Here is a 25,556-nt window from a genome sequence, read left to right on the forward strand (position 1 = left end):
CGACCCTGGCCGCCACCCGCGGGCTGGCGCCGCAGTCGGCGGGCTGGCCGATGGTCGCCGAGGCGCTGCGCGACGGCGAGCCCGTGGGACTGGGCGCGGGAGGTGGTGACCCACAACTTCCGGACGTGCCCGAAGAGGCCATGGTGGCACTCAACATGCAGTCGGCGGTCCTGTGTAACGAGAACAAGATCGCGCCGCGGCCGCTCGACTACCCCGGGTTCCTGTGGACCCAGTTCGTCACCGGGGACATCTTCGACGCCGTCGGCCTGATGTTCAGCTCGGGTGCCGCGTGCGCCGGCGCCGCCCCGGTCACCACCCCGATCGGACTGAACGGGGATGCGCTCGACACCCCGCCGCTACTCATCAACTCCGTTGGCGACCCGCAGACCCCGCTGGCCGGTGCGCACGCACTCGCCCGGCAGATGGGTGCGCACGTCATCACCGTCGACGGCGGCGACCACGGACAGGTGGCCAAGGGCAACACGGTGGTCGACGACGCGGTGGTCGAGTACCTGCGCACCGGACATACCGGCGTCACCCACGCCCCGGCCCCGCCGATGCCGGTCGCCGAGTGAGGGGCCGAGGCAAGAGGCAAGAGTGGCGAGGCAGGCGAGAGAATTCGTTGATCTCTCCAGTGCGGCAGGTGAAATGGTCCTGATATCCGGCGCATGACCCTCGTGGACGTCTTTCCCGAATCGTATGTTGGGCCCACCCAGTTCAGGGTGCCGGGTCGCGGGGTCGGGTTGCTCCCGGCCCGTCCGGACATCCGGACATCCGGACATCCGGACACCACACCGAGGAGGAACGATGAGCCGCTCGACCATCCGTCGCGGAGCCACCTGCACCCTTGCCGCCCTCGCGCTGGCGGGCGTCGGCGCTCCGGTCGCCCACGCCCAGGAGGAGCCCGGCGCAGTGGATGCCGCGTCGGTGAGCCCGGGATCCGTCGGCGAATGGGCCGCAGCCAGTGTGTCGCTCTCCGCTGACGCAGTGACCGACCCGGTCGGGTCGGCGACGATGCTGTGGGAGTCCGCCCGCTGCTTCATCGTGCTCCCGGGCGACGGCCCCGAGGACAACTGCTGGTACTGATCAGCCGTTCCTAAAGGCGTCGGGTGGGGCGCCGCGGGTTGACTGCCAGCTCCGGCTATTTCCGCCGCTTGGGCCACGGACGCCGCGTGGAGGACGGCGGACGCTCATCGGATGGCGAGTCCCGATGCAGGTATTTCCGAATCTCCAGCGTCATGGTGTCCATCCGGGCAGCCTCGGCGATGAGTTCGGCTACCGAGTCCGGCGCGGTCTTGGCATTGTCAGTGCACGCGGTGATGGCCCGATCTAGTAGGTCTTGGAATCTGAGATCCGAGTCGGCCGTCGCCCTGAACTCGGTGAACCCGTCCGCCAGCGGCGAATCGATCCCTTGTTTCTCGCGGAGCTCGTACCAACCGTCGACCGTGTCTAACAGTCCCTTCCGCGCCAACTGGTATGAGCGCAAGGCCGAGTCGCCGGCTCGTTGCGCGGTCAGCTGGAGCGGATCGGTTCCAGCCCGCAGCCTGCGACGACGAGCCAGGTCGTCGAGCGCCGATCGGACCAACCAGCCCGACGACGCGAACCAGGCCACGACGGCCAGGATCGCCGCGGCGAGCACAAGAGCGATGATCAACGGCACAACGACGAGACCCTTCGGAACACGTGAGTGGGCATCATCCGCCGACCGCGTTGAGGATCAGGGCGACGGCGATCGACAGGACCAGGGTGACCGAGACGCCCGCGCCGATCAGCTTGCCCACCCCTGACTGGCCCAACGCCGAGATCTCCGCCGCGAGCGCTGGGGGCGTGAGGGGCGCCGCGGTCCTGGCCGCCGCACTCGCATCCGCCGATTCCCGGATCGGCCATGTGCGCGGGACATGACGCAGCGGATCACTGCCGAGTCCATCCGAGAGGAGCGCCTCCCGCTGCTCGTCCCAGACAGAGAGGTGCCGGTCCAGCTCGGCAACCGCTTGCTCCGAGAGAATCACCCGCCGCGCTTCAGCAGTACGCGCACGGCCCAGTGGATTCAGGGTCACACCGCTCACCTCCCGGATTCAGGCACACCCATCGTCGACATGGCCCGTGACCTCGACGGTAGCCCAATGACCGATCTCTCGTGCCACAGGAACGGTAGCCCCGCACCGACAGCGTCGCCGCGACTCAGCCGTTGACCAGCCCGCCGTCCACGATGAGGTTCTGACCCGTCACCGCGCGCGACCACGGCGAAGCGAAGAACAGGACCGCGTCGGCCAGCTCAGCGGGAGTGACGACCCGGCGCAGCGGCGTGCCCGAGGCGATGAGGTCGAACACCTCTTCAGGCGTAGCGGCGCTTGCATCGGTCGTGCGCAGCAGCCCGCCGGAGACCATGTTCACCGTGATCCCGTCCTTACCGAGATCCGCGGCGAGGGTGCGCGTCAGCGACAGCGCTGCGGCCTTGGCGGCCGTGTAGTCGTGATACGGGACCACAGGGTGCTGGAACAGGTTGGTGCCGATGTTCACGACCCGCCCGAACCCCACCTCGCGCATTCCGGGCAGCGCAGCCTGGGTGGTCGAGAGCATCGCCTTGGCCGCGCCGCGAAACTGCCGGTCTAGATCATCCCAGGTCAGAGCATCGGGTGATGGCCGGCCGTCGCCGTTGAACTCGAAATCGGCCAGCGCGTTGTTGATGATCGTGGTGATCGGTCGACCGAAGTGGCTGTGGGCCTTCTCGACGAGGCTGCGCACCTCGTCGTCGTTGGTCACATCGCCCTGAAGGGCGACGGCGCGGTCGGCGCCGAGCTCACGGACCAGGTCGGCGGCGGCGTCAGCGCTGCGACGATAGTTGACGACGACGAACGCTCCCTCCCGCCCGAACGCCCGCGAGATTTCCTTGCCCAGCCCCCGCGCTCCGCCGGTGACCAGGACGACCTGCTCGTCGATACGCATTCCACTCGCTTTCCGGCAGCACCGGCGCCAGGAGTGCGCAGAGCCGGCCCGGCGAGCGGGCGGCGAGTCGACATTCCTTCGCTGGAACTACCCAGATCAGGTTCGACGGGTGTGTTCTCAGCCGCCCCGGTCGGGCGGCACCCCGTGTCGTGGCCCAGCCTAGGGCAGGCGCCGCGGCGGCTCGGAAGCGGCGGTCCCCTCCCGGTTGCACGACATGCTCGCCCGACTGCCTGACATCTGGTGCGATTCTCGACCACATTTTCGCACCAGATGTCTTGCGACTGCGGGTGGATGTCTTGCAACCGGAGGGGCGGACTGCTGGCGACGCCGGATCAGCCCCGCCAGCGCAGGTGACCGCCTAGGATCCATGAGATGAACGACTGTCCAACTGGCGTGGTGTCCTCTCCCGACGTGGTCGTCGTGGGCAGTGGTTTCGGGGGCGCCGTGGCCGCATTGCGCCTGGCCGAGCAGGGCCGATCGGTGCTCGTGCTGGAACAGGGCCGGCGGCATGCCCGCGAGGACTTTCTCGCCGCGCGGCGCGATCCCCGCAAGTACCTGTGGATGCCGGAGCTCGGGCTGCGTGGGTTCTTCTGGCAGCGGGTGCTGCGGCACGTCGGGATCATCGGCGGCGCCGGAGTGGGTGGTGGCAGCATCGTGTGGGCTGGCGTACTGCTCGAGCCGAAGGACGAGTTCTTCACCGACCCCGCGTGGCCCGAACCCGTGCGGCCCGAACCCACGTCGCCAGGGTCCGGGTCCGGGGACGGCGACGGGAACGGGACTGGGTCCGGGGGCGAGCTCGGGTCCGAGGCGGGGTGGCGGGCCGAGCTCGCCGAGCACTACCGGACCGCCGCCCGCATGCTCGGCCGCGAGACCACCGCGCACGTGGGCCAGATGGACCGCCACCTCGAGGCCACCGCCAACGCGATGGGCGCCCTCGACACGTACCGGCCCACGCCTATGGCGATCTACTTCGGCAGGGAGGGCGAGACCGTTCCCGACCCGTTCTTCGGCGGCGCGGGCCCCGAGCGGACCGGGTGCCGGATGTGCGGCGCGTGCCTGGTGGGCTGCCCGTACGGCAGCAAGAACACCCTGGACGTGAACTATCTGTGGCTCGCCGAACGACTCGGGGTGGAGGTCCGGCCCGACACCCGCGTCGACACGATCGCCGAACTGCCGGGCGGCGGCTACGAGATCCGCACCGCAGGTGGCGGCGCGGTCCGCGCGCCGGAGGTGGTCCTGGCAGCGGGCGTGCTCGGCACCGTCGAGCTCCTTTTCCGCTCCCGCGAGCAGGGCCTGCTCCCCCGCGTCTCACAGCGGCTCGGCGAGGGCGTGCGCACCAACTCGGAGGCGATCACGGCGGTACTCGCGGACAATCCCGCCACCGACCTCACGCGCGGACCCACCATCTCCAGCGAGTTCTACCCCGACGCCGCCACGCACGTCACCCAGAACCGGTACGTCGGCGGCTGGCACATGCGGTTCCAGCTCGGCCCTCTGGTCGACGGCGCCGATCCCGCGCGCAGGCGTCGGAACGCGCTCGCCGAGCTCGCCCGCCGCCCTCTACGACAGTTGAGTCTGCTGAGCTCGAGGAATTTCCTCGAGCGGCTGAGCGTGTTCACCGTGATGCAGAACGTGGAAAACGAGATCCGGTTGACGTACTCGCCCTCGCCGGTGCGGCCATGGACGAAGGTGCTGCGCTCGGAGGCGGGAGCCGGCGAGCCGGCCCCGAGCTACATCCCGCAGGCCAACGAGGTGGCGCGCCGGTTCGCCGAGTCGATCGGCGGCCGGCCGCTCAACCTGCTGCTCGAGTCGGTCGGCGGCAAATCGATCACCGCCCACATCCTGGGCGGCGCGGCGATGGGCAACTCGGCTGCGGACGGCGTGATCGACACCGATCATCAGGTGTTCGGCCACCCGAGTCTGTACATAGTCGATGGTTCGTCGATCCCCGCCAACGTGGGCGTGAATCCGTCCCTGACGATCACCGCGATGGCCGAGCGCTTTGCCGCCCTCTACGCCGCCCGCAGGGCAGCGGGTGCGTCCACCGTATTGTCGTCGTCGTCACATTCTTCACCTCCGACGCCGCACCCCGTGACCAGCAGCCTTCCCACCTCGACCGGCGCCCTGCGGGCCCTGTTCTCGCGGGCCACGCCGCCCGTCGCACGGCCCCACGCGGGCGACTACCTGGTCACGTTCATCGGCCCCGCGCCGCTGACGGTGGTGGCGCCGCGGGCGATCGCGCTCGGCGGGATGCCGGGCTGGCGGGGCAAGCGATTCGACGGCGCGGGTGGGGCCACGAACCTGGTCGACGACGACAACGGCGCACACCGCGAGATCATTCCCATGCAGGTGAAGCTGGAGCCGTCGTGGCTGGACGGGCGGCCGGCGATCGTGTGCTCCTACGGCGCCGACAGTCCGGTGCCGTGGCGGTGGGTGCGGGACGAGTTCCGGCCGCTCGACGACCGGCGGCTGATCGGGCTGACGTTCGCCGGTGGGCCGTGGTCGAGGGTGGCCGCGGCGCCCCTGCTGCTCAGCCGGGTCTAGGCGTACCGCGCGGCCAGCTTGGCCAGGGTCTGCTCGATGCCGGCGACGTTGCGTCCGGCGAGGCCGGTGACCTCCAGGACGCGGCCGATCTTGGATTTGGTGGGGTCGAAGCTCTCGGTCACCTCGGTCGTGCCCTGGTCGACGGGGACGAACTCCCACCGCCACCGGTGGCCGGCCGGGTGCTCCCACTCGATGACCTTCCGCTCAGCGGTGTCCTCGTGCTCGGTCACGGTGCAGGTCAGGCGGTACGGGACGCCGAACATCTTCATCGCGGTGGTGAACTTCGCGCCCTGCGACAGCTGCTCCGGGCCGCGCACGTTGTCGCGGACGGTGCCCGACCCGTCGACCTCGCCGTGCCTGCGGGGGTCGTTGAGCATCGCGAACAACTCGGCGGCGGGGGCGTTGACGGTGACGCGACGGGCGATCACGCGGGGTCCCTGATCAACGGTGGTGACGGGTGCCATGGGCGTTGCCTCCTCTGGGGTGGTCGGTCCCGGACGTCGGTCCGGGCCGGTTGGCCCCACGGTACGGACGCGGGCCCCATCCGTGTGCGCCCGACGTCTTCCTAGGTCGCCTGAGGTCGCCTGACGGCGCCTGAGGTCAGCTGACGGCCTTGAGCCCCACCACGCCGCCGATGATCATCACTAGGAAAATAACCTTGGCCACCGACACCGGCTCGACCCCGGTGGCCATGGCGTAGACGACGGTCAGCGTCGCGCCGATGCCCACCCACACCGCATACGCGGTCCCCACCGGCAGATCGCGCATCGCGTAGGCCAGGCCGACCATGCTCACGACCATCGTCACCGCGAACACCACGGTCGGCCAGAGCCGGATGAAGCCCTCCGACCGCCCGAGCGCGGTGGCCCACACGGCCTCCAGCACACCGGAAAAGACAAGAACGATCCACGACACGACGGCCTCCTGCGCGCCGTCTTGTCGCACACCGGGTACGGCCGCCCTCGTCCGGAGGCCCCGTGTCGGGGTCCTGTGACCGAAGATGTCACACGCCGGGATGGGCGGCAATGACAGATTGGTCACCATGCACGTGGGTGAGGTTTCGGAGCTGTGGCGGTTCCCGGTCAAGTCAATGCGCGGCGATCGGCTGGCCGCCACCGCGGTGACCGAACGGTGGGGTTTCCCGGGCGACCGCGGGTGGGCGCTGCGCGACGAGCAGACCGGGCACCTCACCAATGCCAAGAAGCTCGGTTCGTTGCTGCAGTTCCACGCCCGCTATCTCGCCGAGCCCATCGCGGATGGGGCGCCGCCGGTCGAGATCACGCTGCCCGGGGGAAGAAAAGTACGGAGCAACGACGACAACGACATCAATGACGCACTGTCCGCGGCTGCTGGTCGATGCGTTTCGCTGTGGCCGCGGCAGTCTCCCGATAGCCAGGCGCATGATCGGCGTGGCCGCCTCTCCGAGGCCGAGCTGAGCGGCACCTACTTCGACGCGATGCCGCTCTCACTGGCCACCACTTCCGCGCTGGGCGCGCTGCAGGGTGCCGTCCCCGACTCGGTGATCGACCCGCGCCGGTTCCGCAAGAACATCATCGTGTCCACCGGCTCGGGATCCGGCGGGTTCCCGGAGTTCGACTGGGTGGGCCGCCGGCTCCAGCTCGGTGAGGTCACCTGCGAGGTCACGGTCCGCATACCCCGGTGCGTGATGGTCAATCTTCCCCAGGCCGAGCTCCCACACGACGGCTCCGTCCTCAAGACGCTGGCCGCCCGGACCGGCATGGACTTCGGCGTGTACCTGCGTGTCATCGAGCCCGGCCGGATCAGCGAGGGCGACGAGGTGCATCTGCACTGAGCCGCCGGTCAGCGTGGACGGTTCGGGCGTGAAGCATCGGCACGGGCCCACCCTCGCTACGGCACTCTCACGCCGGCAGCACCGCCCGCAGAATCACCCCTTGCGGGTTGTCCTCGGTGGCGTCCGGCCGCCAGTCGGGCGACGAGCAGACAAATAGTTCCCCGCCACCGCTCGCACCGGCGGTCACCGGACGCAGGGCAACAGCGTAGGGGTTGTCCACTCGTACGTGCAGGTCCACCCGGCCATCCGGGCTGACGCGCAGAAGTTCACCACTGAACGGCGAGGCCACCCAGATGTTGCCCAGTGCATCGATCGCGAGCCCATCGGGCAGCACGTGCGGTTCGAATTCGCACAGTGTGCGGCGGCCGGTCAGCTCACCGTCGTCCGCGATGGTGAATGCGGTGAGCCGTCCGGGCACCGATCGGGTCTCGGCCACGACCAGCGTGCCACCGTCAGGGGTCACGACCATCCCGTTTGCGAAATGCATGTCGAAGGCGGCCACGTGGACAGACCCGTCCGGATCCACACGCAACAAGTCCGCGGGGAAGGCCGGATCCGGCGGGGCCGATCCATCACCGTAATCACCCACGAACGCGCGGCCTCGCGGGTCGACGCACAGGTCGTTGAGCTGCCACGACGCCAACTCGCCGAGGTCCGCATGCACCTCCAGTCGACCGTCTGGTTCCCGTCGCAGGATCCGGCAGTCGCTTCCCGAGGACAGCAACAGTCGGCCGTCGGGGAGAAAACCCAGACCGGCCGGCGCGGTGTCTGTTTCCGCTACCACCTGTGCGGTCCCCGACTCGACGTCCAACCGGTGGACCCGCCCGGCGTGCACATCGGAAAACCACAGGGAACCTTCGTGCCACCGCGGTCCTTCCGGGAACCGGAGCCCACCGAGGACCACGTCCCACTCGAGTTCGACGCCGTCAGCATTCTCACGATCGATGCTCATGTAGTCAGTGTCTATCTCGGATCGGATGACGGTCCCGGAATACAGCGGAATCAACCGAGGTTCACGCCAGCCGATCGGCGGTCCGGCCGGGGATGCATCGGTACCGTTGCAAGGTATGGCCCCTCCCCTCGCCCCCACCGAATTCACCCGCGCGCTGCGGGTGACCGTGATCGGCTCCGGCTCGATCGGTGGTGCCGTGATCTCGGCCTTGGAGAAGGGGCGTGTCCCGGCCGCGCAGCTGGTGGCGGTCCTGAGATCGGACAGCACACCCGAGGAGTTCGATCGCGCGATCGAGGCCGCCGACGTGGTGGTGGAAGCCACGACCGTCGCCGCCGCGGAGGAGCTGATCCCCCGCGTCACCTCGGTGGGCAAGGACATCATCGTGTGTTCCTGCGGGGTGTTCGCCCGGCACTCCAATCCGCGGGACCTGCTCGGCGGGACGTCCGGTACGGATGCAACCGAGGCTGGCAATGCCGCTTCCGATGCCGCATCCACTGCACCGCGGATGGGCCGGGTGCTCGTGCCCGCGGGAGCGGTCGGTGGACTCGACGTGCTCGCCGCCGCAGCCCGCGCCGGGATCGAAGACGCGAGCCTGCGGCACACCACCATCAAGAGCCCCCGTGCCCTGGGCGTCACCGACGATCTCACCGAGCGTCACGAGGTGTTCCGGGGCTCGGCCCGCGAGGCCGCCCTGGAGTACCCGAGGACGTCGAACGCGTCCGTCGCACTGGCACTGGCCACCCTGGGACTGGACCGGGTCGAGGTGGTGGTTGCCGCGGATCCGCAGGTCACGCGCACCCGTCACGTCGTGGAATGGCACTCCAAGCTGGGCGCCTACGAGATGAGTTTCGAAAACTCCCTCGACCCCGCCTCTGGCGGGCGAACGTCCACGATCACGGCCTGGTCGGTCGCGGAACTGCTCATCGGCATCCGCGACGGGGTGGGGCCGGGAGCAGTTGTGCTCGACCGTTCGACGCACCGCTGACCCGACGTCGCGACCCACCGCCCCGACTTCGCATTCGCCACCGCCACCGCAACCGCAATCGCTACCACCACCGGCCGGGCCACCACACCGGTGGCAGCCGGAAACGCGACCCCCTAACCGTGTGCACCCCGTCGACCGAGAGGTGCAGACATGACCAATTCGCAATCACACCCCGACGAGCCGAAGATCCCGGAGCACGCCCGGACCGAACGGCAATCCGAATCGGAGACGATGGAGCCGAGTCCGTCACCACAGCCGGGCCGCAAGGGTCCGTATGTGTGGATCGGTGTGATCGTCGTCGTCGTCCTTCTCGTCGTGATCGGGCTCCTCGGCTACGCCTTCGAGGTCTTCTGACCTCGCCCCACACACGCACCCACCGGCGCGCACCCACCCGCTCCGGCTCCGCCGCGTGAACCCACGTGGCGGGGCTGGCACGTGCGCCGTCAGTGCGTGGCGAGCTCGATCCGCTCCCGCGTCGCGCGCGGCAACTCTTCGCCGCGCTGCAGGTCCACCCGCACGTGATGGAGCGTCGCGCCGCGCACCGGGAACGCGCCCTTGTAGGCAGTACTCACCTCGCTGCCGCGGCTTCGACCGATGTCGAGGGTCTCGTTCATGCTGAACATCGCGGGAGCGGTCACGCCGATCCGCCCCTCGCCCACCTGCTCGCCGTCGACGAACAGGCGCAGGTCGGCGCCCGCGGCGATCCCGCCGTCGTAGTCGAACTCGAGCTCCACCCGGCGCGCGCCCGGCACCAGCGGCGACGTGCCCTCGGCCTTGCCGTGTGCGCGGCCGAAGAAGTTGTACTCGAACACCGGCACGCCGTCGAGCAGGTACAGCACCAGACCGCCGAACCGGCCGCCCATGCTCAGCAGCACGCCCTCGCACGGCTCGGCTCCCGACTCGGCGGGCGCGACGTCCAGCGAGGCCGACAGCAGGAACCCACGATTGAACAGCTTGGGGGCGGCCTTCTCGTTGAGTCCGTCCATGTGCGGGTACAGCGTGATGGACGAGCGGCCCGACATGGGGTGCGGCGGCCGGTTCGCACGGCCGGACTGGCGCCCGACGGTGGAGTCGTCCAGCGGTAGGACGTTGTAGCGGGCGGCCTCGGCGATGAACTTGATCTTGAGCCGCTCGAGGATATCCGGGCGTTCCGCCGCCAGATCGCGGGACTGCGACCAGTCGGAGCGGGTGTCGTACAGCTCCCACGTACTCTCCGCGAGTGGGGTCGACTCGATACCTCGAGTGGCCATGAGCCACGGTGCGCGCTGCACGGTCACCGCCGTCCAGCCGTGGTCATAGATGCCGCGATTGCCGAAGATCTCGAAGTACTGGGTGGTGTGGCGCTCGTCAGCGTCGGGATCGGTGAACGTGTAGGCCATCCCCACACCCTCAAGTGGCTTCTGCGCCACCCCGTCCACGGTATGCGGCATCGGCAGGCCGGCCGCCTCCAGGATCGTGGGCGTGATGTCCACGCAGTGGTGCCACTGGTGGCGCAGGCGGCCAGGCTCGGCGATACGGCCGGGCCAGTGCGCGACCAGCCCGTTACGGGTGCCGCCGTAGTGGGAGGCGACCTGCTTGGCCCACTGGTACGGGGTGTTGAGCGCCAGGGCCCAGGCGGAGGGGAAGTGCGGGTACGAGCCGGGCCCGCCGAGCTCGTCCCAGCCCGCCAGGACCTCCTCGGTCGTAGAGGGGATGCCGTTGAGACCGGCGAGGTAGTTGAACGCGCCGAGCCGGCCGCCCTCGGTGGAGGCGCCGTTGTCCCCCACCATGTACAGGACCAGCGTGTTCTCCAGCTTGCCGTTCGCCTCGAGGTGGTCGATCAGGCGTCCCACCTGGTCGTCTGTGTGCTCGAGGAAACCTGCGTACAGCTCCATGAGGCGAGCGGCCACACGTCGCTCGTCGTCGTCCAACTCGTCCCAGTGCGGCAGGCCCGGCGCCCACGGGCCCATCTCGGTGTCCGGCGGCACCACACCGAGTTCCTTCTGGCGGGCGAGCGTGCGCTCGCGCAGCGCATCCCAGCCCTCATCGAACTCGCCGGTGTAGCGGTCACGGTAGCCCTCGGGCACGTGCAGCGGCGCGTGCACCGCGCCGAACGGCAGGTAGCAGAACCACGGCTGGTCAGGTGCGACCGAGCCGAGCTCGTCGGTCCACTGGATGGCCCGATCCACCAGGTCCTCAGTGAGGTGGTAGCCCTCCTCCGGAGTGCGCGGCGGATCCACCTGCTTTCGACCGTCGTAGAGAACGGGGGCGAAGTGATCGGCCTCGGCCCCGAGGAATCCGTAGAAGGTGTCGAACCCCTCCTCGGTGGGCCAGCGGTCGAACGGGCCTGCAGCCGTGGTCTCCCACGGCGGGGTTTGGTGCATCTTGCCGAACGCGCCGGTGGCGTACCCATTTCCGCGCAGCACGCGGGCGACGGTCGCTGCAGAATCCGGTCGCATCCCGGTGTATCCGGGTGCGCGGGTGGCGATCTCGGCGATCACACCCATGCCCACGCTGTGGTGGTTTCGACCGGTCAGGGTGGCCGCGCGGGTGGGCGAGCACAGCGCCGTGGTGTGGAAGCGCGTGTATCCGGCGCCGTCGGCGGCCAGCCGCTCGATGGTGGGTGTGCGGCACGGGCCGCCAAAGGCCGATGACGTGCCGAAGCCCACGTCATCGAGCATCACGAGCAGGATGTTCGGCGCTCCCTCGGGCGCTTTCACCGTCTCGCCGCCGGGGAACGGGTCCTGTTGGTCTCGACGGTCCATCTCTGCGGGGACCCGGCCCGCCAGACGCCGGGGCGGAATGACGTGGCGATCGAGGTCGTCGACTGCAGGCATGCCGGGAACTGTGGGACTCATGCGGGGATATCTCCTTCAATCGCAACGCGCTCCATCACGCGACGGTGCGGAAAGTAGTCACTACAGGCGTAATGCTGGGTCGCCCGGTTGTCCCAGAACGCCACCGTGCCCGGCGCCCACCTCAAGCGCACCTGGAAATCGGGCATCGCGACCTGATCGAGGAGAAGTCGCAGGAGCTCCCGGCCCTCCTCCGGATCCACTCCTTCGATGGCCGTGGTGAACAGTCCGTTGACGAACAGCATCTTGCGCCCGGTGTCGGGGTGCGTGCGCACGACGGGATGGTGCTGAGGCGGGTACTTCGCCTGCATCTCGGCGAGCTTGTCGGGGGCCATGCCGAGCCCGAAGGTCGGGGTGAAGTCGTGGGTGGCGGTCAGTCCGTCGATCCGCTCCTTGATCTTCTCGGGCAGCGCCTCGTACGCATTTCCCATGTCCGACCAGAGGGTGTCCCCACCAGCGGCGGGCACGTCGGTCGCGCGCAGTACGGAGCCGAGGGGCGGCCGCTGCTGCCACGAGACGTCGACGTGCCAGATGTTCTCCGTACCCGGATTCTCCTGCCCGCGGTCGAACCGCACCACCTCGGGGATCTCCCCCTGCGCGAGCAGCGGGTGGACCTCGAGCTCGCCCCAGTGCGCCGCGAAATCCCGGTGCTGCTCCGCAGTGAGGTGCTGCTGATCGCGGAAGAACAGAACCTTCCAGTCGAGCAGGGCACGGCGGAGTTCATCGATCTGCGCCGGGGTCGGGGCCGCGAGGTCGACGCCGGAGATCTCGGCGCCGATGTACGGCGTCACCGGCTCGAGCCGGAGATGCTCGTAGGACGCGGGCACCCCGTCGTCCACGCCCAGTCGCAGGCGTTTGGGGCCGAACTCGATCCGATGGTCACCGACGGTGATCTGCATGTGTTCCTTTCAGTCGGCCTCAGGTCGCGGGCCGGCGAGGGGCTACCGGGAGAAGGGGAAGAGGGTCGTCACCCATTTGCTGGGCGGTTGATCCCGGCCACTACCGCCAACTGTAGACGGTCGTCTACAGTTGTGTCCATGGTTACCCCGAATCCCGGCAAACCCTCTGGCCGCGAGGCCGTCCGCCGCGCCGTCCTAGGCACCGCCAGGCGCGTGTTCGCCGCCCGCGGCCCGCGCGCGTCACTGCGGGAGGTCGCCGACGCCGCGGACGTCAACCTCGGCCTGATCCACCGCCACATCGGCAACAAGGACGATCTGCTGGCCGAGGTCCTCGAGTCGGGACTGCGGCACGGATCGGCCCGGATCGACATCCACGAGGACGCCGGCGCCGCGATCCGGTCGATGCTGCTCGGCGCCACCATCAATCCCGAGTTCAGCCGCCTCCTGCTGTGGCTCTCGCTCGACCCCGGCGCGGTGGGCCGACCGGTGCTGGAGGCGTCGAACCGTCCGGCCCGCGCGGTCGCCGACATGACCGATCCCGCGCCCGCCGACGAGCTCAGCCTGGCGATGGCGCTCACCATGATCTACGCCTGGCCGGTGCTGCGCGAGCAGATCATGGACGTCCTGGAGTTCACGCCCGAGCAGCGCGACGGGATCGATACGCGCATGGCCGATCTGCTGGCACAAGTCGTGACAGGATCGTCGGCAGGTGCCACCGAGGACAAGGACGAGCGATGACGACGACGAGTTCCTGCTGCGCCCCGTCGGGCCCGCTCGGTCCGGGTAACCCGGATCCCGATTCCCCTCACGGGCCGGACACGAACGGTGTCCCGTGGCCGGGTTCGGCCGTCCCAGGGGCGGGTGCGGGGCGTTCACGTCGTCAGAAGGTGATTCCCTCGGGCTCGTTCCAGATGGGCGATCAGCACGACGAGGGCTACCCCGCGGACGGCGAGGTCCCTGTTCACGAGGTCCGGATCGACTCGTTCCGGATGGACGAGACCGCGGTGACCAACGCGCAGTTCGCGACGTTCTGCAAGGACACGGGGTACGTGACGGAGGCCGAACAGATCGGCGCCTCGGCGGTGTTCCACCTCGCCGTGGACGCCGCCGAGGCGGACGTGATGCACCAGCTCGCCGAGACGCCGTGGTGGGTGGCGGTGAAGGGCGCGAACTGGCGTCACCCGGGCGGGCCCCGCTCGTCGATCACCGAGTTGCAGAACCATCCGGTGGTGCACGTGTCGTGGAACGACGCGATGGCGTATTGCCTGTGGTCGGGCACGCGGCTGCCGACCGAAGCCGAGTGGGAGTACGCGTCGCGGGGCGGCCTGCAGTCGGCGCGGTTCCCCTGGGGCGACGAGCTCACGCCGCGTGGCCGCTGGAATCTCAACGTCTGGCAGGGCCGGTTCCCGACCCACAATTCGGCCGAGGACGGCTACCTGACCACCGCGCCGGTCCGCACGTTCCGGCCGAACGACTTCGGTCTGTACCAAATGGTCGGCAACGTGTGGGAGTGGTGCGCGGACCGCTTCGACCCCGGCTATTACGCGGTGTCCGGGTCCGACAATCCCCAGGGGCCCGCTGCGGACGAGCTCTCCGAGCTGGCCCCCGGCCGGGCTCCCGGTAGCGACGACTGGCGGGTGATGCGCGGCGGGTCCTACCTGTGCCACGACTCGTACTGCTACCGGTACCGGGTCGCGGCGCGGTCCTCCAACACCACTGACTCCGCGACCGCGAACCTCGGTTTCCGGTGCGTCCGCGACCTCTGACCGCCGACGCGGCCGAAGCCTCCTCGCCGCAAGCCTGACCGCAGACCTGACCACAGACGCGTCCCCGACCTAGCCGGAGGGTTCGCTCGCACCTTCCGGCCCAGCTGCCTCCGCGCCCTCCGACTCGGCTGTTACCTCGCCCTCGGTCGTTGGCGCCCCGGTGCCGATTCCGGCACGAAACGATGCGGCGACCATGTCGTACAGGTGGGACACCACGGCCTCGAACTCGGTGTTGACCACCTTGTTGTTGGCGTCGCGGCGGTCCTCGTACACGGCCAGTGAACCGGTGAACATCTGGGTCGCCAGGTCGATCCGTTCGAACGCCACTCGGCGCGGCAGGTGCGACATGGCGTCGATCAGTCGCACCACCACGTCGTCGGACTTGGTCCGCAGGTGCACCTCCGGCACCTCCGGACCCGTGACCGGGCCGATCCGGTGGAGGAATCGGGCGTAATGGGTGGCCTCGGGAGAATCTCGCAGCAGGTCGACGATCGGGCCGAACAGCACGTGCACCAGGGTGTTCATATCGGTGCCCAGTCCCTGTGCGTCGACCTCGGTCAGCCGGCGCCTGCGCTCGGCGTCCATGGCCGCGATCCGGCGCCGCAGGATCTGGGTGACGAGGCCGTCACGGCTGCCGAAGTGGTACTGGACGGCGGAGTTGTTCCGCTGCCCGGCGACCGACGCGACGTCCCGCATCGACACGTTGTCCAGGCCCCGCTCGCCGATGAGCCGGTCAGCGACCTCGATCATCAACTCCTTGGGCCCCTTGGGCGCGAGCTCGTCGGTGTGTGACTCGTCGGAAACACTCAAGCCCGGGGCCCGGACCACGGGGGCGGTCGGCGCGGGAGCGGCCACCTCGGGACCCGAATCAGATCTTGGCTGCACCTGGACTCCACTTCCTTCCGGCGGCCTCGCCGATCTGGTTGAAGCTCAGCACCGTGAGGAACAGGACGACGGCAGGCACACCCACGAGATACGGGTACTTCTGGAAGTCGGCCTGACCGGCACTGATCATGTTGCCCCAGGTCGGCTCCGGCCTGGGAATACTGAGGCCGAGGTAACTCAGGGAGGCCTCGGCAACGATAAGGACCGCGACCAGCATAAAACTGTAGGAGAAGATCGCCGGCAGGATGTTCGGGGCAACCTCCCGCAGCATGATCCGGAACTCGCCCGCCCCCAGAGATCGCGCTGCGGTGACGAACTCACGACTCGAGTAACTCATGGCATTGGCGCGTACGAGCCTGGCGAACGACGGCACCACCATGACTCCCAGCGCGAAGGTGATGTTGAGCAGCGTCGGCTCGAGAACCGTGATGATCGCGATGAGCAGGATGAGCGAGGGGAACGCCAGCATCGTGTCGGTGATGATCGAGACCACTCGGTCCGTCCATCCGCCGCGATACCCGGCCACCAGTCCGAGCGCCCCTCCGATGAGGGCGCCCACGATGACGCCTCCGACGCCCACCACCAGCGAGACCCGGGCGCCGTAGAGCAGTCCGCCGAGGACGTCGAGCGCCTGGGAGTCGGTTCCGAGGGGATGTGCGGTGAACAGGTCCGGCGGGAGTTTGTCGAGAGCCCCCAGCGCGTTGCTGGGGTTGCGGGACTCGGCCAGCGGTAGGAAGTCCACGAAGGCAGCGCCCACGATGATCAGGAAGGTCCAGATCAGCGCAAGCCAGGTGCCGATGCCGCCGAGTTTCGGCAATTTCGGGCGACGCCGGCTGGGTCGCGTGGCAGCGACCGGGTCGACGGGCTGGTCATTGCGGGTCAAAGATGTGTCAGCCACGGCGGATCCTCGGGTCGATGAGTGCGTAGGTGATGTCCACGATCGTGTTGACCAGGACGTAGAACACGGCGATCACGATCACGCCGCCCAGGACGACTGGCACGTTGTCGTTCTGGACTCCGTCGACGATCATCGTGCCCATCCCGGGCAGGTTGAACAGGCGCTCGATCACCACGGTGCCACCGATCAGGCGGCCGAGGCTGATGCCTGCGAGCGTGATGATGGAGACGGTTGAGGGGCGCAGTGCCTCAGCCACCAGGACGTGCCTGGTAGGCATCCCCTTGGCGCGGGCGGAGAGCACGAAGTCCTGCTGAAGGGTAGAGATCATGTCGGTCCGCAGGACACGGGTGAAGATCGCGACCTCCATGAGCGCGAGCGTCAGTGCCGGCAGAGCGATGCTGTTCAGGTTCTCCCCCAGATCTTCGGTGATCGGCACGAATCCCTGACGGGGGAACTCCGGCAGGAACAGCGCGAGCAACGCGAGGATGCCGCCCACGACGAACCCGCCGATGAGCGCGCGACTCCACATCCGTCCCGGCTCCTCTCGGCTGCCGCGTTTGCCGAGTGGAGACAACGCCACGGCCAGCCCCACGACGATGGCGATGCCGATGATGATCTGCTGCGCCAGCGAGTGGTTGAAGACGAACAGGTAGATGAGCAGCAGGCCGGCCACGAAGCTGGGGACCGAGATGAACGCAAACGCGACGATGGACGAGATCTGGTCGAATACACCTCCACGCCGGTAGGCCGACCAGACCGCAACGGGCACCGCGATCACGAGCGAGAGGATGATCGCGGTGAATGCCAGCTGCATCGTGACCGGCAGCGCATTGCCGATCATCTCGGTCACCGGCTGACTCGGCGGTATGAGCGAATCCCCGAGGTCACCCCGGACTATTCCGCCCGCCCAGTTAGCGAAACGAGTCATTACCGGATCGTCGAGACCCAGCTCCTCCCGGGCGAGTTGGTATTGCTCTTCGGTAGCGCCGGGACCGACCGCGGTCGCCGCCGCGTCACCGTCCACCGCTTCCATCAGGAAGAACGCCCCGACCGCGGCGAGTACGACGACGATGACCGCGTGCAGAGCGCGTTCGCCAATGAACCTGAGCACGAGGTGAGACCCTTCGATTGAGACACCGCATGAGGCGGCTGCTTAATTTTCTTGACGTAGACACCTTAAGCCGTGATACTCGTCACAGCAAGACCGATTAAGTAGATGACTTAGACCGGACAGATCCTGAGGAGGCAGTCATCCCCGCCGCCCATTCGCGCGAGTCCACCGAGCACGGCGACCGCGCAGACCTACTGCTCGAGGTCCGCGACCTCCGCACCCACATCGACACCCCGGGTGGCCGGATCACCCCGGTCGACGGAGTCGACATCTCGCTGCGCCGTGGCGAAACCATCGGCATCGTCGGGGAGTCCGGCTCCGGCAAGTCCATGCTCGTCCGCTCGATCATGGGCATCGCCCCCTCCGCCGCGACGGTGGATCCGTCATCCACGGTGCGCTTCGACGGCCGTGACGTCCTGTCCCTCAGCAAGCGTGAGTCGACCAAGTTCTGGGGCCGGGAGATCGCCATGGTCTTCCAGGACCCCCTGACCTCGCTCAACCCCATCCGCACGATCGGCCGGCAGATCACCGATCCCCTGCGTCATCACCTGGGGCTGAACCGGCGCCAGGCCACCGAGCGTGCGATCGAGATGCTCGAGAAGGTACGAATCCCCTCACCTCGAGCGCGCATGGGCGAATACCCCCACCAGCTCTCGGGCGGCATGCGGCAGCGAGTCGGCATCGCGATCGCGCTGTCTTGCGAGCCGAAGCTGCTCATCGCAGACGAACCGACGACCGCTCTCGACGTGACCGTGCAGCACGAGATCCTCGACCTGCTCCACGGCCTCCAGTCCGACGGCGACATGGCGATGATCCTCGTCAGCCACGACCTCGCGGTGGTCTCGCAGCACACCGACCGCATCGGCGTAATGTACGCGGGCCATTTCCTCGAGGTGGGCGTGACCCGGGCCATGCTCGACGAGCCCGCGCACCCGTACACCGAGGCACTCTTATCCTCGATCCCCCGACCCGATCAGCCTCCCCACACCCGGCTCACCGTCATCGAGGGTCGCCCGCCGAACCTCCGCGAGATGCCCGGAGGCTGCCGGTTCGCCCCGCGGTGCACACAGAAGACCGACATCTGCCTGAGTGTTGATCCCCCGCTGGAGGAGCTGCACGGCTCGGCAGACCACCGGGTGAGCTGCCATCACCCGCTGACCCCCTCACGCATTCAGACCAGCGAGGCCTCATGAACGGCACCATCACCACCGACCACGTCGCCCCGGACCCGTCCGGTCCGGCGGACGCCGGCGAGAGCAAACTCGTCGTCGACTCCGTGACCGTGGAGTACAAGACCCGTAAGGGCACCGTCCACGCCGTCTCCGATGTCTCCCTGGACGTCCCTCGCGGTTCGACGCTCGCCCTGGTGGGCGAGTCGGGCTGCGGCAAGTCCAGCCTCGGCCGGGCCATGCTGCAACTGCCGCGCCCCACCGCAGGCAGCGTGCGGGTGGATGAGACCGACCTGACCACGCTCTCGGGTTCTGCGCTCAAGCAGGCGCGGAAGATGATCCAGATGGTGTTCCAGGACCCCATCTCCTCACTCAATCCCCGGCGCACCGTCCGCGACATCGTGGCCGAGGGCCTGGAGATCCAGGGTGTTGAGGGCGGGCGTGCGGAGATCCGTCGCCGGGTCGATGCCGCTCTGGAGTCCGTGGGACTGGACCCCGAGCACGCCGGCGGCCGCCGTCCGTCGGAGTTCTCCGGCGGCCAGTGCCAGCGCATCGCGCTGGCCCGGGCACTGGTGCTCGAGCCCGAGGTGCTGGTGTGTGACGAACCGGTGTCCGCACTCGACGTGTCCGTGCAGGCGCAGATCCTCAACCTGCTCGAGGACATGAAGGAGCGCTACCGCCTGACGATGGTGTTCATCTCGCACGACCTGTCCGTGGTGCACAACATCGCCGATCAGGTTGCCGTGATGTACCTGGGCACCGTGTGCGAGGTCGCGGACACCGAGGCGCTCTACCGCGCCCCCGCACACCCGTACACGATGCTGCTCATCTCGTCCGCCCCGACGCTCGGTGGCACCCTCGCCGACACCCTGGGAGAGGCGGCGATCTCGGCAACGAGTTCCGAGCTGCCCTCCCCTCTGAACCCCCCATCCGGCTGCAGATTCCGGACCCGGTGCCCCCGGGCCACGGAGCTCTGCGCAACCGAACGTCCACAACTTGTCGACATCGCACCCGGCCACAAGGTCGCGTGCCACCATCCCCTCGAGGAGAACTGATGAAGAAAGCAACAGGCGCACTCGCCGTGCTCACGGCGGCGACGCTGGCCCTGACCGCCTGCGGAGGCGGCGGAGCCGACGACTCCTCGACTGCCGGCGGCAGCGAGGGCATCACGCCGGCTGCCGGCGGGGAGTGCACCGAGGACCTGGTGGGCGGCACCATCACCATGGGCGAGTACGTCATGCTCCCCACGTTCATGCCGGGCCAGGGCCAGTACGGCATCCGTGGCGGGTCCGAGTCCGCGGCCATCTACGACCGGCTCATGCTCTGGAACCCGGAGTCCCAGGAGTTTGAGCCCAAGCTCGCCGAGTCTCTCGAGGCCAACGACGACAACACCGTGTGGACCCTCACCCTGCGCGAGGGCGTCAACTTCTCCAACGGCGATCCGCTCACCGCCGAGGACGTGGCCTTCACCATCGGCCTGCACAAGGACCCGGCCACCCGTTCCGTCGCCATGACGGAGGCCATGAACGTCGATGAGGTCACTGTCGTCGACCCCCAGACCGTCGAGTTCACCCTCGGCGAGTCGTGGGCCGGATTCCCGGCACTGCTCGCCGGAACCGTGGGCGAGGTCATTCCACAGGCGGCCTACGAGGCGGCCGGCCCGGAGGAGTGGGCCAGAAACCCGATCGGCGCCGGCGCCTTCGTCATGGATTCCTACACCCCGGATCAGGAGGTCGTCCTCCAGCCGAACCCGGACTACTACGACGGCCCGGTCTGCCCGACCCTCGAGTTCATCCGCATCCCGGGCTCCCAGGGCACCTATGAGGCCTTCCAGACCGGCGAGGTGCAGGTCGGCATGCTCCGGGGCGCGAAGTTCGTCAACCAGGCGCAGTCCGACGGCGTCCAGGGCTTCGAGGAGATCATCAGCGCCGGCTCGATCATCAACATGAACTCCGGCAAGGCCGGTTACGACGGCGTCCTCACCGACGAGCGCGCCCGCAAGGCCGTCGGACATGCCATCGACCGCGACCTGTGGGACCAGCGTCTCGCCGGTGGCGAGGGCCAGCCCACCTCGGCACTGGTGGCCGAGTCCTCGCGCTTTTACGACGGCCAGGAGGGCCCGAAGTACGACGAGGCCGAGGCCAAGCGTCTGGTGGACGAGGTCAAGGCCGAGAACCCCGACTGGGACGGCTCGCTCGAGTTGCTGATCTCGGACGGCCCCGAGAACGTGGAGGCGGGCGTTGTCGCCAAGGCGATGCTCGATGCCGCCGGATTCAACGTCTCGATCGTCAACGCTCCGGTCTCCCAGGTCACCGCGCGCCAGTTCACCGGCGACTACGAGGTCGTGATCGGCGGCCTCGCACCGTCTGACGCCGACCTGGCCTCGACCCTGGCGAGCGCGATGAGCCCCGGTGGCGCGACCAACCTCACCGGTATCGACAATCCGGAGCTGACCGCCGCCCTCGTCGAGTTCAAGGCCGCCGCCGACCTGGGTGCGCAGAAGGAGGCACTGAGCCACGTGCAGGACGTCTACAACGACGTGCTTCCGTTCACCGTCCTGGCCAACGCCGAGCAGTATGTGGTCATCGATGAGTCGGTCAAGGGCGTCGTGCCCACGATGTCCTCGGTGATGCTCTTCGACAACGCCTACGTCGAGGAGTGATCCTCCGGCCCCGCCGCTGACCTCGGCGGCGGGGCCCACTCCACGAACCCCTCGCAGTCCGGGCCCCGAGTTCCTCGCCCACCGGCGAGAGACCCGGGGCCCGGTCGTCTGTCCACGGGACCGAACGCCCCCAACCCGGGCCACGTCCCCTTCCCATTTCCAGGAGATCACCATGCCCCGCGCTATCCGCGCCCTATCCGTCCTCGCCACCGCCACCATCGCGCTGACCGCGTGCGGTGGCGGCGGCCCGGACGCCACCAACTCGGCTTCCGGCGCCACCGCGCCCGACCAGTCAGAACGCTGCACCGCCGACCGGGCGGGCGGCACCATCACCATGGGCGAGTACGCCATGCTGCCGTCCTTCGCCCCCGGCCAGGGTCAGCACGGAGTCCGTGGCGGCTCCGAGTCGGCCGCCATCTACGACCGACTCATGCGCTGGAACCCCGAGGCCGCCGAGTTTGAGCCCAAGCTCGCCGAGTCGCTCGAGTCCAACGACGACAACACTGTGTGGACCCTCACCCTGCGCGAGGGCGTCACCTTCTCCAACGGCGATCCGCTCACCGCCGAGGACGTCGCCTTCACCATCGGCCTGCACCAGGATCCGGCGACCCGCTCGACCGTGATGACCGACGCCCTGCAGGTGGACGAGGTCGTCGTGGTGGATTCGCAGACGGTGGAGTTCAGGCTCACCGAGGCGTGGGCCGGCTTCCCGATCCTGCTCGCCGGCACCGGCGGGGAGGTCATCCCCCAGGCCGCGTACGAGGCATCGACGCCGGAGGAGTGGGCGCGCCAGCCGATCGGCGCAGGCGCCTTCGTCATGGACTCCTACATCCCGGACCAGGAGGTCGTCCTCCAGCCGAACCCGGACTACTACGGCGGCCCGGTCTGCCCGACGCTCGAGTTCATCCGCATCCCCGGCTCCCAGGGCACGTACGAGGCATTCCAGACCGGCGAGGTCCAGGTGGGCTTCCTCCGCGGCGCCAAGTCGGTGACCGACGCCCAGGATGCCGGCGACCGCGGTTTCGAGACCATCGCCAGCGCCGGCTCGGTCGTCAACCTCAACACCGGGGCGGCTGGCTACGACGGCGTCCTCACCGACGAGCGCGCCCGCCGGGCCGTGTCCCACGCCCTCGATCGTGACCTGATCAACCAGCGCCTGACCGGTGGTGTGGGTCAGCCCACCTCCGCTCTGATCGCCGACTCGTCCCGGTTCTACGACGGCCAGGAGGGCCCGGGTTACGACGAGGCCGAGGCCAAGCGTCTGGTCGACGAGGTCAAGGCGGATCGCCCGGACTGGAACGGGGAGCTGACCCTGCTGATCGCGGACAGCCCGGAGAACACGGAGTCCGGGGTCGCGATCAAGGCGCTGCTGGACGCCGCGGGCTTCGATGTGACCCTGGACAGCGCGCCCGTCACCCAGGTCGTGGCGCGTCAGTTCACCAAGGACTTCGAGGCGGTCATCGGTGGCCTCGCTGTGTCTGATGCCGATCCCGCCAGCGCCTTCTACAGCGCGTTCGTGCCGGGCGGGTCAACCAATCTCTCCGGCATCGACGATCCGGAGCTGACCAAGGCGGTCACCGAGTTCAAGGCCGCGTCCGATCTGGATTCCCAGAAGGCGGCCCTGAACCACCTCCAGGAGGTCTACAACAAGGCGGTGCCGTTCGCGGTTCTCGCCAACTCGGAGGAGTACGTCGTGGTCGACGACTCGGTGGCCGGCATCTCCCCCACCATCTACTCGACCGTCCTCTTCGACGGCGCCTTCGTTCAGGACTGACCCGCAGCCCCTGACGAGTCCGGCCCCGGCTCCCGCATCGTCGCGGGAACCGGGGCCGCTGCCGTCGGGGCCGGCGTCTTTATTCGGCACTCGCCGCGCGGTGTCACCGTCGCGGCCCGGGTGCGGGTGGGGAGCTGGTCATCGCATCGGGGGCGACGACGACGAGGCCGGCCCTCAGCTCACCCGACGCAGTTTCGTGTTGACGAACTCCGCCATTCCCCAGCGTCCGAGCTCCCGGCCGTAGCCGGATGCCTTGACCCCGCCGAACGGCAGTCCTGCTCGGGTGGTCCCGTGCTCATTGACGTAGACCATCCCGGCGTCGATCCGGTCGGCCACCTGCGCGGCCCGGTCCGCATCTGTGCCCCAGACGGAGCCGGAGAGTCCGAAGCGGGTGTCGTTGGCGATACGGAGTGCCTCGTCCAGGTCGGTGTACTTGTAGACCATGGCCACGGGGCCAAAGACCTCGTCGTGGTAGACGTCCATCTCGTCGGTGATATCGGTGAGCACGGTGGGCTCCATGTAGGCGCCGGGGCGGTCGATCGGGTCGCCGCCGATCCGCAGCTTGGCGCCCTGCTCGACCGCTGTCCGCACCTGGTCCACCACGCCATCGCGCGCGTCTTCGCTGGACAGCGGCCCCATCTCGGTGCTCTCGTCACTCGCCGGCCCCACCTCAATACTCCTGTAGAGGTCGGTGAGTTGGGCGACGAAGTCGTCGTAGAGGTCCTCGGGGACGAACATGCGCTTGGGCGAGTTGCATGCCTGGCCCGAGTTGGACAGCCGCGCCCGTCCCAGTTCGTCGACGAGCTCGCTGAGGTTGTCGCTGTCGAGGACGATCAGCGGGTCTGAGCCGCCCAGCTCGAGCACGCTCTTGGTGAGGTTCTTGCCCGCCACCTCGGCGACAGCCGCGCCGGCGCGCTCACTTCCGGTCAGGGAGACGCCGTGCACTCGTGGATCGGCGACCATCTGCGCCACCTGGTCTGACGACGCATAGACGTTGAGGAACGTGTTCTCCGGCAGCCCGGCCGCGCGTTGGAGCTGCTCGATGAGGGCGGAACTCTTCGCACAGATCGATGCGTGCTTGAGGATCACCGTGTTGCCGGCCATGAGGTTGGGCGCGGCGAACCGGGCCACCTGGTAGTAGGGGTAGTTCCACGGCATCACCCCGACCAGCGGTCCCACGGGTTCGACCGTGATCGCGTTCTCGCGGGCGCCGCTGACGTCCAGTTCCTCGGAGGCGAGTAGTGCGGGACCGTGCTCGGCGTACCAGCGGTAGATCGAGGCGGCCAGCTTCACCTCCCCCACCGCCTGCGCGAGGGGTTTGCCCATCTCCTCGGAGATCGCTCGGGCCAGTTCATCGGTCCGGGCCTGGAACTCGTCGGCGATGGCCGCGAGCACCTCCGCTCGCCGGGCCGGCGACCAGCGGTTCCAGGAGTGGAATCCCTCCACGGCACGGGAGAGGACGTTGTCCACCTCGTGGTCTGCCAGGCCGTCGTACTCGGCAACGGTCCGGCCGGTGGAGGGGTTGTGGGTGCGGTATGTGCTCATCGTGCGATCACATCCTGACCTTGTCGGGGGCGTGTGGTCGCGACCGTACGCCGCCTCCTCGCTCCCGCCCACTGGTGCCGCCTCGGCGCCTCCCCCACACCGCAGGGAGTGCGAGACGCCATCGAGAGGCGCGTCTGCAAAGCCAGCGGGCATCCGCGCATGCGAGACGCCATGCGCAGGCGCGGATGCCCCTCCCGACACGGCCAGCCCCGGCCCGGCTCGCTCGCCCCAGCCCAGCCCGGAAAATCCCGGCGCAGCTCGACCCAGTCCGGCAGAGTCCGGCAGAGTCCGCCGAGGTCAGCTCACCACCCGGCGAACCCCGGCGCGATCCGTGCCCACGGCGCGGCCGCCTCAAGCTGGCCCGACAGCCGCAGCAGCAGGCCCTCGCGCGCGTAGTCGGCGACCAGCTGCACTCCCACCGGCAGCCCACGCGAGTCGAGGCCCGCGGGCAGCGAGATCGCCGGCTGTCCCGACAGATTGAACATGCCGGTGCACACCGAGTAGGCCGACGAACGCGTCCACATCGACTCCGGGTCGGTCACATCCAGATATCCCAGCTCGGGGGTCACCGACGGCAGCGTCGGTAGCAGCAGCACATCCACGCCGTCTGAGCCGCCCGACCTGCCAAAGTCGCCCGAACCCCCTGCCCCGAAGAGCTCGGCGATCGTCCAGCCCATCCGTTGCGCGGTCTGCAACGCACGGGCCACATCGGGAGCCGAGTGGGTCAGCGAATTCTCCAGGATCACGCGGGTCCAGGGCTCGATGTCGTCGTC

25 protein-coding genes and 2 riboswitches are annotated in these 25,556 nt (G+C 68.7%); of the genes, 12 read left to right on the plus strand and 13 right to left on the minus strand.

From position 1 onward, the window contains the following. Positions 1–575 (plus strand): alpha/beta hydrolase (locus G6016_RS16085; RefSeq protein ID WP_182633606.1); only part of this gene is annotated, 575 nt, incomplete at its 5' end. A gap of 232 nt (positions 576–807) precedes the next feature. Further along, on the plus strand, positions 808–1,086 hold the full coding sequence (locus G6016_RS16090) for a hypothetical protein (RefSeq protein WP_182633607.1): 279 nt from the start codon (positions 808–810) through the stop codon (positions 1,084–1,086). 55 nt (positions 1,087–1,141) lie between these two features. Here G6016_RS16090 and G6016_RS16095 read toward each other — a convergent pair whose 3' ends face one another. From G6016_RS16095 to G6016_RS16105, 3 genes are all read right to left on the minus strand, one after another. Beyond that, positions 1,142–1,660 (minus strand): hypothetical protein, encoded by a 519-nt coding sequence (locus G6016_RS16095; RefSeq protein WP_182633608.1) that lies wholly within the window; start codon positions 1,658–1,660, stop codon positions 1,142–1,144. A 34-nt stretch (positions 1,661–1,694) separates the two neighbouring features. Beyond that, on the minus strand, positions 1,695–2,057 hold the full coding sequence (locus G6016_RS16100; RefSeq protein WP_182633609.1) for a hypothetical protein: 363 nt from the start codon (positions 2,055–2,057) through the stop codon (positions 1,695–1,697). 124 nt (positions 2,058–2,181) lie between these two features. Then, a complete protein-coding gene (locus G6016_RS16105) occupies positions 2,182–2,946 on the minus strand; it encodes a 3-oxoacyl-ACP reductase (protein WP_182633610.1) in 765 nt (254 codons plus the stop codon). A gap of 56 nt (positions 2,947–3,002) precedes the next feature. Beyond that, positions 3,003–3,101: riboswitch (TPP riboswitch) on the minus strand. A gap of 217 nt (positions 3,102–3,318) precedes the next feature. On the opposite strand from G6016_RS16105, the gene G6016_RS16110 reads away from it, so the two are divergent. Further along, entirely contained in the window at positions 3,319–5,490 is a 2,172-nt protein-coding gene (locus G6016_RS16110; protein ID WP_241730386.1) for a GMC oxidoreductase, read from the plus strand. Here G6016_RS16110 and G6016_RS16115 read toward each other — a convergent pair. Then, positions 5,487–5,954 (minus strand): SRPBCC family protein, encoded by a 468-nt coding sequence (locus G6016_RS16115; RefSeq protein ID WP_182633611.1) that lies wholly within the window; start codon positions 5,952–5,954, stop codon positions 5,487–5,489. The genes G6016_RS16110 and G6016_RS16115 overlap by 4 nt on opposite strands. A gap of 136 nt (positions 5,955–6,090) precedes the next feature. Then, positions 6,091–6,405: an SMR family transporter gene (locus G6016_RS17410; RefSeq protein WP_182633612.1), complete on the minus strand. Its 315-nt coding sequence runs from the start codon at positions 6,403–6,405 to the stop codon at positions 6,091–6,093. A 10-nt stretch (positions 6,406–6,415) separates the two neighbouring features. Further along, a riboswitch (guanidine-III (ykkC-III) riboswitch) is annotated at positions 6,416–6,482 on the minus strand. Positions 6,483–6,490: 8 nt separating this feature from the next. Here G6016_RS17410 and G6016_RS16125 point away from each other — a divergent pair. After that, a complete protein-coding gene (locus tag G6016_RS16125) occupies positions 6,491–7,303 on the plus strand; it encodes an MOSC domain-containing protein (RefSeq protein WP_182633613.1) in 813 nt (270 codons plus the stop codon). Positions 7,304–7,370: 67 nt separating this feature from the next. Here the strand turns inward: G6016_RS16125 and G6016_RS16130 are convergent, their stop codons facing one another. Next, positions 7,371–8,255, minus strand: a complete 885-nt coding sequence (locus tag G6016_RS16130; RefSeq protein WP_182633614.1) for an SMP-30/gluconolactonase/LRE family protein — start codon at positions 8,253–8,255, stop codon at positions 7,371–7,373. A gap of 115 nt (positions 8,256–8,370) precedes the next feature. Here G6016_RS16130 and G6016_RS16135 point away from each other — a divergent pair, with 115 nt between their 5' ends. Both G6016_RS16135 and G6016_RS16140 read left to right on the plus strand, forming a co-directional pair. After that, the gene (locus G6016_RS16135) at positions 8,371–9,240 is read left to right on the plus strand and encodes an aspartate dehydrogenase domain-containing protein (protein WP_187354683.1); all 870 of its coding nucleotides are present in this window, start codon (positions 8,371–8,373) and stop codon (positions 9,238–9,240) included. 150 nt (positions 9,241–9,390) lie between these two features. Further along, entirely contained in the window at positions 9,391–9,594 is a 204-nt protein-coding gene (locus G6016_RS16140; RefSeq protein ID WP_182633615.1) for a hypothetical protein, read from the plus strand. An 89-nt stretch (positions 9,595–9,683) separates the two neighbouring features. On the opposite strand, the gene G6016_RS16145 is transcribed toward G6016_RS16140, so the two are convergent. Then, positions 9,684–12,077, minus strand: a complete 2,394-nt coding sequence (locus tag G6016_RS16145) for an arylsulfatase (protein WP_241730387.1) — start codon at positions 12,075–12,077, stop codon at positions 9,684–9,686. Then, positions 12,074–12,973, minus strand: coding sequence for a TauD/TfdA dioxygenase family protein (locus tag G6016_RS16150; RefSeq protein WP_182633616.1), 900 nt, complete (start codon positions 12,971–12,973; stop codon positions 12,074–12,076). Before G6016_RS16150 ends, G6016_RS16145 begins: the two co-directional genes overlap by 4 nt. A gap of 138 nt (positions 12,974–13,111) precedes the next feature. Here G6016_RS16150 and G6016_RS16155 point away from each other — a divergent pair, with 138 nt between their 5' ends. Both G6016_RS16155 and G6016_RS16160 read left to right on the plus strand, forming a co-directional pair. Next, positions 13,112–13,711 carry a TetR/AcrR family transcriptional regulator gene (locus G6016_RS16155; RefSeq protein WP_182633617.1) on the plus strand — a complete coding sequence of 200 codons (600 nt, stop codon included), beginning with the start codon at positions 13,112–13,114 and terminating at the stop codon, positions 13,709–13,711. Continuing rightward, positions 13,708–14,739: a formylglycine-generating enzyme family protein gene (locus G6016_RS16160; protein WP_182633618.1), complete on the plus strand. Its 1,032-nt coding sequence runs from the start codon at positions 13,708–13,710 to the stop codon at positions 14,737–14,739. Before G6016_RS16155 ends, G6016_RS16160 begins: the two co-directional genes overlap by 4 nt. 69 nt (positions 14,740–14,808) lie before the next feature. On the opposite strand, the gene G6016_RS16165 is transcribed toward G6016_RS16160, so the two are convergent. The 3 genes from G6016_RS16165 to G6016_RS17760 are packed head-to-tail and all read right to left on the minus strand — an operon-like array spanning position 14,809 to position 17,633. Then, a complete protein-coding gene (locus G6016_RS16165; RefSeq protein ID WP_338403648.1) occupies positions 14,809–15,624 on the minus strand; it encodes a TetR family transcriptional regulator in 816 nt (271 codons plus the stop codon). Beyond that, positions 15,608–16,522, minus strand: a complete 915-nt coding sequence (locus G6016_RS16170; RefSeq protein WP_182633619.1) for an ABC transporter permease subunit — start codon at positions 16,520–16,522, stop codon at positions 15,608–15,610. Before G6016_RS16170 ends, G6016_RS16165 begins: the two co-directional genes overlap by 17 nt. Continuing rightward, positions 16,515–17,633, minus strand: a complete 1,119-nt coding sequence (locus G6016_RS17760; protein WP_182633620.1) for an ABC transporter permease subunit — start codon at positions 17,631–17,633, stop codon at positions 16,515–16,517. The genes G6016_RS16170 and G6016_RS17760 overlap by 8 nt, the downstream gene beginning before the upstream one ends. Positions 17,634–17,902: 269 nt before the next feature. Between G6016_RS17760 and G6016_RS16180 the strand changes: the two genes are divergently transcribed. The 4 genes from G6016_RS16180 (at position 17,903) to G6016_RS16195 (ending at position 23,238) form a co-directional block, all read left to right on the plus strand. Continuing rightward, positions 17,903–18,826, plus strand: coding sequence for an ABC transporter ATP-binding protein (locus G6016_RS16180; RefSeq protein ID WP_338403650.1), 924 nt, complete (start codon positions 17,903–17,905; stop codon positions 18,824–18,826). Then, the gene (locus G6016_RS16185) at positions 18,823–19,857 is read left to right on the plus strand and encodes an ABC transporter ATP-binding protein (protein ID WP_182633621.1); all 1,035 of its coding nucleotides are present in this window, start codon (positions 18,823–18,825) and stop codon (positions 19,855–19,857) included. The genes G6016_RS16180 and G6016_RS16185 overlap by 4 nt, the downstream gene beginning before the upstream one ends. Then, positions 19,857–21,464: an ABC transporter substrate-binding protein gene (locus G6016_RS16190; RefSeq protein ID WP_182633622.1), complete on the plus strand. Its 1,608-nt coding sequence runs from the start codon at positions 19,857–19,859 to the stop codon at positions 21,462–21,464. Before G6016_RS16185 ends, G6016_RS16190 begins: the two co-directional genes overlap by 1 nt. Positions 21,465–21,636: 172 nt before the next feature. Then, positions 21,637–23,238 carry an ABC transporter substrate-binding protein gene (locus tag G6016_RS16195; RefSeq protein ID WP_182633623.1) on the plus strand — a complete coding sequence of 534 codons (1,602 nt, stop codon included), beginning with the start codon at positions 21,637–21,639 and terminating at the stop codon, positions 23,236–23,238. Positions 23,239–23,412: 174 nt separating this feature from the next. Here G6016_RS16195 and G6016_RS16200 read toward each other — a convergent pair whose 3' ends face one another. After that, a complete protein-coding gene (locus tag G6016_RS16200; protein ID WP_182633624.1) occupies positions 23,413–24,783 on the minus strand; it encodes an NAD-dependent succinate-semialdehyde dehydrogenase in 1,371 nt (456 codons plus the stop codon). A gap of 302 nt (positions 24,784–25,085) precedes the next feature. After that, positions 25,086–25,556: amidase family protein (locus G6016_RS16205; protein ID WP_241730388.1), on the minus strand; the 471-nt coding region annotated here is incomplete at its 5' end.

Origin of the sequence: Dietzia aerolata (genome assembly GCF_014144865.1) — a bacterium.
Taxonomy (GTDB): Bacteria; Actinomycetota; Actinomycetes; order Mycobacteriales; family Mycobacteriaceae; genus Dietzia; species Dietzia aerolata.

What these genes read in the sequence shown, in the direction of transcription:
- G6016_RS16135 (WP_187354683.1), top strand. Translation starts at nt 8,371, where the DNA reads ATGGCCCCTCCCCTCGCCCCCACCGAATTCACCCGCGCGCTGCGGGTG.
- G6016_RS16110 (WP_241730386.1), top strand. Translation starts at nt 3,319, where the DNA reads ATGAACGACTGTCCAACTGGCGTGGTGTCCTCTCCCGACGTGGTCGTC.
- G6016_RS16145 (WP_241730387.1), bottom strand. Translation starts at nt 12,077, where the DNA reads ATGAGTCCCACAGTTCCCGGCATGCCTGCAGTCGACGACCTCGATCGC.
- G6016_RS16195 (WP_182633623.1), top strand. Translation starts at nt 21,637, where the DNA reads ATGCCCCGCGCTATCCGCGCCCTATCCGTCCTCGCCACCGCCACCATC.
- G6016_RS16140 (WP_182633615.1), top strand. Translation starts at nt 9,391, where the DNA reads ATGACCAATTCGCAATCACACCCCGACGAGCCGAAGATCCCGGAGCAC.
- G6016_RS16155 (WP_182633617.1), top strand. Translation starts at nt 13,112, where the DNA reads ATGGTTACCCCGAATCCCGGCAAACCCTCTGGCCGCGAGGCCGTCCGC.
- G6016_RS16200 (WP_182633624.1), bottom strand. Translation starts at nt 24,783, where the DNA reads ATGAGCACATACCGCACCCACAACCCCTCCACCGGCCGGACCGTTGCC.
- G6016_RS16190 (WP_182633622.1), top strand. Translation starts at nt 19,857, where the DNA reads ATGAAGAAAGCAACAGGCGCACTCGCCGTGCTCACGGCGGCGACGCTG.
- G6016_RS16115 (WP_182633611.1), bottom strand. Translation starts at nt 5,954, where the DNA reads ATGGCACCCGTCACCACCGTTGATCAGGGACCCCGCGTGATCGCCCGT.
- G6016_RS16130 (WP_182633614.1), bottom strand. Translation starts at nt 8,255, where the DNA reads ATGAGCATCGATCGTGAGAATGCTGACGGCGTCGAACTCGAGTGGGAC.
- G6016_RS16160 (WP_182633618.1), top strand. Translation starts at nt 13,708, where the DNA reads ATGACGACGACGAGTTCCTGCTGCGCCCCGTCGGGCCCGCTCGGTCCG.
- G6016_RS16105 (WP_182633610.1), bottom strand. Translation starts at nt 2,946, where the DNA reads ATGCGTATCGACGAGCAGGTCGTCCTGGTCACCGGCGGAGCGCGGGGG.
- G6016_RS16090 (WP_182633607.1), top strand. Translation starts at nt 808, where the DNA reads ATGAGCCGCTCGACCATCCGTCGCGGAGCCACCTGCACCCTTGCCGCC.
- G6016_RS16150 (WP_182633616.1), bottom strand. Translation starts at nt 12,973, where the DNA reads ATGCAGATCACCGTCGGTGACCATCGGATCGAGTTCGGCCCCAAACGC.
- G6016_RS16125 (WP_182633613.1), top strand. Translation starts at nt 6,491, where the DNA reads ATGTCACACGCCGGGATGGGCGGCAATGACAGATTGGTCACCATGCAC.
- G6016_RS16185 (WP_182633621.1), top strand. Translation starts at nt 18,823, where the DNA reads ATGAACGGCACCATCACCACCGACCACGTCGCCCCGGACCCGTCCGGT.